The sequence below is a fragment of the Rhodosalinus sp. genome (genome assembly GCF_046542825.1).
In the GTDB taxonomy this organism is placed as follows: Bacteria; Pseudomonadota; Alphaproteobacteria; order Rhodobacterales; family Rhodobacteraceae; genus Rhodosalinus.
Genome location: NZ_JBKHAQ010000139.1, coordinates 1 through 6542 on the forward strand (window position 1 = coordinate 1; position 6542 = coordinate 6542).

Genomic DNA, 6542 nt, shown 5'->3' on the forward strand with positions numbered 1-6542 from the left:
GTCCGCCGACGTGTCGGAGCCGGCGGTCGTCGCGGCAGATGCGTCTCCGGCGCGTTCCTCGGCAGGTGTTCCGGCCGTCTCCGTCGGCGCCTCGTGGCGTTGCGGCGGATCGGCAGCCGCTGCCGCTTCGATGGTCTCGGCATCCTGCGGCACGCTGCGTCGTGCCTTCGCTTCGAAGGGCAGCACGGTTCCGCCCGTCCCGGCCTCCAGGGTTTCGCCGGTGTCCTCGATCGGTGGCGACAGGCTGGCCACATGGCGCACGCCCTGCTCGCGCAGGAGCTTCTGCACGCCCTTGATGGTCATGCCCTCGTCGTGCAGCAGCCGCTTTATGCCGCCGATCAGCGCCATGTCCGAGGGGCGGTAGTAGCGCCGCCCGCCGGCGCGTTTGACCGGCTTCACCTGCGGGAACTTGCTTTCCCAGAAGCGCAGGACATGCGCCGGAGTGTCCAGCCACTCCGCCACCTCGCTGATCGTGCGGAAGGCGTCGGGCGACTTTTCCGGCATGGCGCGGGGCCTCCTGTCAGCTGCGGTTGCCCGCCGCCACGCGGTCCTTCATCAGGTGCGAGGGGCGGAAGGTGAGCACCCGGCGGGGCTGGATCGGCACCTCCTCGCCGGTCTTGGGGTTGCGGCCGACGCGCGCGGCCTTCTGGCGGACGCTGAAGGTGCCGAAGGAAGAGATCTTGACCTGCTCGCCGCGCACCAGCGAGTCGGAGATGTGCGCCAGAACGCTTTCGACCAGTTCCGCGGACTCGTTGCGCGACAGCCCGACCTCGCGGAACACCGCCTCGCTCAGATCCATGCGCGTCAGCGTCTTTCCCATGTCCGTCCCCCTGTTCACTGATGCGTGAGATTAGAGGCAGGTGAAAATCGCTGTCAACGCCGGGGTTTGGGCCGTGCCGATCTTTGAATGACGCCGCCTCGCCTGCACCTCCGGTCCGCGCTACCAGCGCAACACGACGGAGCCCCAGGCCAGCCCGCCGCCGATCGCCTCGGTCACGAGAAGGTCGCCGCGCTTGATCTGGCCGCGCTCGGCGCCCACCGAAAGCGCCAGCGGGATCGAGGCGGCGGAGGTGTTGCCATGATCCTGAACGGTGACGATCACGTTGTCCATCGGCATCTGCATCTTCTTTGCGGTGCCCTGGATGATGCGGATGTTGGCCTGATGCGGCACGATCCAGTCCACGTCGGCGCTGGTGACGCCGGCCTTGTCCATCGAGGCATGGGCGGTTGCGGCCAGCTTGTCGATGGCGTGGCGGAACACCTCCTTGCCCTGCATCTTCAGGTGCCCGACCGTCCCGGTCGAGACGCCCCCGTCGACATAGAGGATGTCGCGGTGGCGCCCGTCCGAGTGCAGGTCGGTGGACAGGATTCCGCGGTCGTCGGAAGTGCCGGCGCCTTCGCTCGCCTCCAGCAGCACGGCGCCTGCGCCGTCTCCGAAGAGCACGCAGGTCGTGCGATCGGACCAGTCCATGAGCTTCGAGAAGGATTCGGATCCGATCACGAGTATGCGCGTGGCCTGTCCGCAGGCGATCAGCGCCGAGGCATTGGCCAGCGCGAAGACGAAGCCCGCGCAGACCGCCTGGATGTCGAAGGCGAAGCCGCGGGTCATGCCGAGCTGTGCCTGCACCATCGTGGCGGCGGAGGGAAAGGTGAGATCGGCCGTCGAGGTGGCCAGCAGGATCGCATCGACCTCGTCGGGCTGCCGCCCCGCGGCCGCGAGCGCGGCGCGCGCCGCGCGCGCCGCCATGTCCGAGGTCGTCTGCCCCTCTGCCGCGAAATGCCGCCGCTCGATGCCGGAGCGCGAGCGAATCCATTCGTCCGACGTGTCGAGGAAAGACTCGAAATGGCTGTTCTCGACAACCTTGTCCGGCAGGTAATGCCCGACGCCCGTGACGATGGCGCGGCGTGTCATGCGTGTATTCCGTCCTTCTGGTCGTCGCCGCCGGAGGCGAACTCTGCCCTGCCGGACCCCGCGATCCGCTGCGCAAGGCGCTCGGAAAAGCCCGACTGCGCCAGCTGGAAGGCGAGTTTCACCGCGGCAGAGACCCCGGTCGCGTCGGCGGAGCCGTGGGATTTGACCACCGTGCCGTTGAGCCCGAGGAAGACGCCGCCGTTCACTCTGCGCGGATCGATCCGCTTCTGCAGGCGTCGCAGCGACGTGTAGGCCAGCAGCGAGGCGAGGCGTGACAGCGGCGTGTACGCGAAGGCCTCGCGCAGCAGGTCGCCCACCAGCTTCGCGGTGCCCTCGCCGGTCTTGATCGCGACATTGCCGGTGAAGCCGTCGGTCACGATCACGTCGGCGCGGTCGCCGGGAATGTCGCCGCCTTCGACGAAGCCCACGAAATCGTAGCTGGCCTCGGCCGCCTGCGCCTCGATCAAATCGTGCGCGTCGTGCAGTTCGGCGCGGCCCTTGTGCTCTTCGGTGCCCACGTTCAGCAGCCCCACCCGCGGCCGGGCCAGATGCAGACCGTTGCGCGCGTAGGAGGCGCCCATCAGCGCGTATTGCAGCAGGTCCCGCGCATCGGCGCGTATATCGGCGCCCACGTCCAGCATCACGTTGAAGCCCTGCGGGTTGCGCGAGGGCCAGAGCACGGCGATCGCCGGGCGGTTCACGCCCGGCAGCTTGCGCAGGCGCACCACCGACAACAGCATCAGCGCGCCGGTGTTGCCGCAGCTCACGCAGACCGTCGCCTCGCCGTTGCGCACCGACTCGAGCGCGGACCACATCGAAGTGTCCTGCCCGTGGCGCATCACCTGGCTGGGCTTGTCGGTCATCTTCACGACGCCCGCGGCATCGCGAATCTCGACACGCCCGCCAAGATGCCGGCGCTTGGAAACGAGCCGCGCGAGTTCCTCCTGCGGGCCATGCAGGATGAAGCGGATCAGGGGGTTTTTCCTGGCCGACCGATCCAGCCCCGCGACCACCGCCGCGGGCCCCTGGTCGCCCCCCATGGCATCCACGCTGATGACCGTGCCGCGAGGGTCAGTGCCTGTCCCGGCCGTGCGATGCTCGGGGGCTGTCATGCGCGGGACCCGTGCCGTGGCTGCCTCAGGCGGCGTCCTCGTCCAGATCGACCTCTTCGACCATCGCCACGACCTCGCGGTCCGCGTAATGGCCGCAGGACGGGCAGACGTGGTGCGGGCGCTTGAGTTCGCCGCAGTTGGGACATTCGTTCGGGTTGGCACCCGAGAGCGCATGATGCGAGCGGCGCATGTTGCGGCGCGATTTCGAAACTTTGTTCTGTTGAACGGCCATGATCGGACCTCGGTTCGTTTCGGGGGCGGCCTGCCGCTCCGCGGCAGGGGCGGGGCAGATGTCTGGCGCACATAGGCGCGGCACGACGACAAGGGCAAGCCCGAATTCGGGTGAGACGCGGAAAATACAGCGATTCCGCCGCGGCGCAAGCGCGTTTTCCGGCCGCTCACTCCTTGTCCGAAAGCTTGTCGCGCAGCGCCGCAAGGCCGGCGAAGGGCCTGGTCTCCGCGTCGGTGATCGGCGCGGCGCCGGGCGGCGTCGCCGTTCGTCCCTCGAAGGCGGCCTCCGGCGCGCGCGGATATTCCGGCAGTTCCAGCGACAGCGCCTCTTCCATCACGCGCGACAGATCCAGGATATCGGGCAGCGCCTCGACCGTTTCGTCCTCCGGCATCTCGGTCTCGGACGTCGCCTCCGGTTCGGGCAGGTCGGCAAGAAACCGGCGCTCGACACCTGCATCGATCCGCGTTGTCACAGGTGCCAGCGTCACGCTGCAGGGCTGGACCACGGTGGCGCCAAGCTCCGCCGCCAGCTGCCAGTCGCCGCGCCCTTCCGGCTGCAGCGTTCCCGCGAACCGCAGCTTCGAAAGCTTCGTCAGGCCCAGCCGGTCCGCGATCTCCGCACGCGCCGCGGCGTCGGGGACGATCTCGAACGCGGTGGGCGCGCTGGTCGGCAGGGCCCCGAGGCGCAGCCGGGTGCCGGGGGCGGTGTGGCGGTCTGGGGCCATTCTGGGGGCGCTCCTTTCCAGAGGGCTTTCTTGCACGTATCGTCTTGGCTATGTAAGCGGGGCAACGGGCCTTGAAAACCGGGCGAGGGGTGGCGATGTTTGGCAGGATTGGCGGTGCGAGGGCGCTGGCGCTTGTCGCCGTGACGGCGTCGCTTGCCGGCTGTTCGGCGCAGTATCGCGATCACGGATATGTCCCGCTGCCCGAGGATCTCGCGCAGATCGAGGTGGGGCGCGACACGCGCGACACGGTGCGCGAGACGCTGGGGGCCCCCACCACCGCCGGGCTGATCGACGATCGCGGCTTCTACTATGTGTCCAGCCGGATGCGCCGGTTCGCCTGGCGCGCGCCGGAAGAGATCGACCGCCAGGTCGTCGCGGTCAGCTTCAACGAGGGCGGAACCGTCACCAACGTGGAGCGTTTCGGTCTTGACGATGGCCAGGTGGTGCCACTGGAGCGGCGGGTCACCGAAACAGGCGGCAATGTCGGTTTCATCCGGCAGCTTCTGAGCCGCTTGGGCGGCTTCTCGCCCGCGCAGTTTCTAAATAACTGAGCCATGGGACAGCCGCGTTGCCGGTGCCGCGCGTTCGTCTGGCTTGCCTGCCATCCGCGCGCGTCATAGGCTGGTCTCGGGCAGAAGGGTGTGGGCATGTTCGGCTTGCAGAAGGGGCGATACCGCGCGCGCCTCGCCGGCACGGACGCGGACCTGCGCGCCGCGCAGCGTCTGCGCTACGTGGCCTTCGCCGGTGACTCGGCGCAGGACGACTCCGCCGCGATCGACGCCGATTCCTTCGACGACCGCTGCAGCCACGTCCTGGTCGAGGAGGTCGCGAGCGGGCGGCTTGTGTGCTGCTTCCGCATCCTGCCGCTCGCGCATGGCGGCGAGATCACGCAGAGTTATTCGGCGCAGTATTACGAGCTTTCGCCGCTTGCGGATTTCGAGGGGCCGATCGTGGAGATGGGCCGCTTCTGCATCCACCCCGAGGCGCAGGATCCCGACATCCTGCGGATCGCCTGGGCGGCGCTGACCCGCTACGTCGACGAAGAGGAGGTCAAGCTGCTGTTCGGCTGCGCCTCCTTCAAGGGAACGGATGCAGGGGCCTACCTCGATGCCTTCGCGATGCTGAAGGAGCGCCACCTCGGCCCCAAGCGCTGGCTGCCGCGGGTGAAGGCGCCCAACGTCTTTCGCTTCGCCGCGCGGCTCAAGCGCAAGCCCGACGCGCGGATCGCGATGCGGCGGATGCCGCCGCTGCTGAAGAGTTACCTGTTGATGGGCGGATGGGTCAGCGACCACGCGGTGGTCGACGATCACATGAACACCCTGCATGTCTTCACCGGGGTCGAGGTCGGCGCGATCCCGCCCGCGCGCAAGCGGTTGATGCGGGCGGCGGCGCAGTAGGCGCGTTCGCAGGCATGTGTCGCGTGCCTTGGCCTGATGGCCGTGCAGCAGCGAGGGGCGTTGACGCCGCGCCTCGGCCCGCTTAGCTGCCGCGCATGGCGGCGCCGCTTCTTCAGCTATCGGGTATCGAACTGGGCCACGGGGGGGCGCCGCTTTTCGCGGGCGTCGACCTGACGGTGCAGCCGGGCGAGCGGCTGGCGCTGGTCGGCCGCAACGGCTCCGGCAAGTCCACCCTGATGAAGGTCATGGCGGGGCTGGTGGAGCCCGACGCGGGCAAGCGCACGCTCGCGCAGGGCGTCGTGCCCGGCTATCTGGAGCAGGAACCGGAGATGGACGGCTTCGCCACGCTGGGCGAATACGCCGCCGTCGGGCTGCCGCCCGAGGAGCACTGGCGCGTCGAACAGTCGGCCGAAGGGCTCGACGTGGCGCTGGACCGCGCCGTCGATGCGGCCTCGGGCGGCGAACGGCGGCGCGCGGCGCTGGCCCGCGTGCTGGCCGGCGCGCCGGAGCTTCTGTTGCTCGACGAGCCGACCAACCATCTGGACATTTCCGCGATCCGCTGGCTCGAGGCGCGGCTCAAGCACTGGAAGGGATCCGTGGTGCTGATCAGCCACGACCGCGCCTTCCTGGCGGCGCTGGCGCGCGGCGTGCTCTGGCTGGACCGTGGCGTGGTGCGGCGCGCCGACATCGGCTTCGACCGCTTCGAGGCCTGGCGCGAGAAGGTCTGGGAGGAAGAGGATCAGGCGCGCCACAAGATGGATCGAAAGATCCGCGCCGAGGCGCGCTGGGCCGTCGAGGGCATCAGCGCCCGGCGCAAGCGCAACCAGGGCCGGGTGCGCGCGCTGCAGGCGCTGCGGGCCGAACGCGCCGCGATGATCCGGCGCGAGGGCACCGCGGCGATGGCGCTCGAATCCGGGCCGAAATCCGGCAAGCTGGTCATAGAGGCGGAAGGAATTTCAAAACGCTACGGAGAGAAACTGATCCTGCGCGAGACCTCGCTGCGCGTCCTGCGGGGCGACCGGGTGGCCTTCGTCGGACCCAACGGCGTGGGCAAGACGACGCTTCTGAAGATGCTGATGGGCGAGGTGGCGCCCGATACCGGCCGCGTGCGCCACGGCACCAACCTTGTGCCTGCCGTCTTCGACCAGGCGCGCGCGCGGCTCGA

At 69.1% G+C, this 6542-nt stretch carries 9 protein-coding genes; 3 read left to right on the top strand and 6 right to left on the bottom strand.

Translation table 11 applies throughout. From position 1 onward, the window contains the following. The 6 genes from ACLFOB_RS13675 to ACLFOB_RS13700 form a co-directional block, all read right to left on the bottom strand. Nucleotides 1–504, bottom strand: a 504-nt coding sequence (locus ACLFOB_RS13675) for a MerR family transcriptional regulator (RefSeq protein WP_410926438.1), incomplete at its 3' end; no start/stop codon positions are given. 16 nt (nucleotides 505–520) lie between these two features. Next, the gene (gene ihfA, locus ACLFOB_RS13680) at nucleotides 521–820 is read right to left on the bottom strand and encodes an integration host factor subunit alpha (RefSeq protein ID WP_410917820.1); all 300 of its coding nucleotides are present in this window, start codon (nucleotides 818–820) and stop codon (nucleotides 521–523) included. Between the two features lie 120 nt (nucleotides 821–940). Next, on the bottom strand, nucleotides 941–1912 hold the full coding sequence (locus tag ACLFOB_RS13685; protein WP_410917821.1) for a beta-ketoacyl-ACP synthase III: 972 nt from the start codon (nucleotides 1910–1912) through the stop codon (nucleotides 941–943). Then, on the bottom strand, nucleotides 1909–3024 hold the full coding sequence (gene plsX, locus ACLFOB_RS13690; RefSeq protein ID WP_410917823.1) for a phosphate acyltransferase PlsX: 1116 nt from the start codon (nucleotides 3022–3024) through the stop codon (nucleotides 1909–1911). The genes ACLFOB_RS13685 and plsX overlap by 4 nt, the downstream gene beginning before the upstream one ends. Nucleotides 3025–3049: 25 nt before the next feature. Continuing rightward, nucleotides 3050–3256 (bottom strand): 50S ribosomal protein L32, encoded by a 207-nt coding sequence (gene rpmF / locus ACLFOB_RS13695; RefSeq protein WP_410917824.1) that lies wholly within the window; start codon nucleotides 3254–3256, stop codon nucleotides 3050–3052. A 166-nt stretch (nucleotides 3257–3422) separates the two neighbouring features. Next, nucleotides 3423–3980, bottom strand: a complete 558-nt coding sequence (locus tag ACLFOB_RS13700; protein WP_410926439.1) for a YceD family protein — start codon at nucleotides 3978–3980, stop codon at nucleotides 3423–3425. 95 nt (nucleotides 3981–4075) lie between these two features. Between ACLFOB_RS13700 and ACLFOB_RS13705 the strand changes: the two genes are divergently transcribed. The 3 genes from ACLFOB_RS13705 to ACLFOB_RS13715 form a co-directional block, all read left to right on the top strand. Further along, nucleotides 4076–4531: an outer membrane protein assembly factor BamE gene (locus tag ACLFOB_RS13705; RefSeq protein ID WP_410917826.1), complete on the top strand. Its 456-nt coding sequence runs from the start codon at nucleotides 4076–4078 to the stop codon at nucleotides 4529–4531. 96 nt (nucleotides 4532–4627) lie between these two features. After that, nucleotides 4628–5377, top strand: a complete 750-nt coding sequence (locus tag ACLFOB_RS13710) for a GNAT family N-acetyltransferase (protein WP_410926440.1) — start codon at nucleotides 4628–4630, stop codon at nucleotides 5375–5377. A gap of 95 nt (nucleotides 5378–5472) precedes the next feature. Next, nucleotides 5473–6542 (top strand): ABC-F family ATP-binding cassette domain-containing protein (locus ACLFOB_RS13715; protein ID WP_410926441.1); only part of this gene is annotated, 1070 nt, incomplete at its 3' end.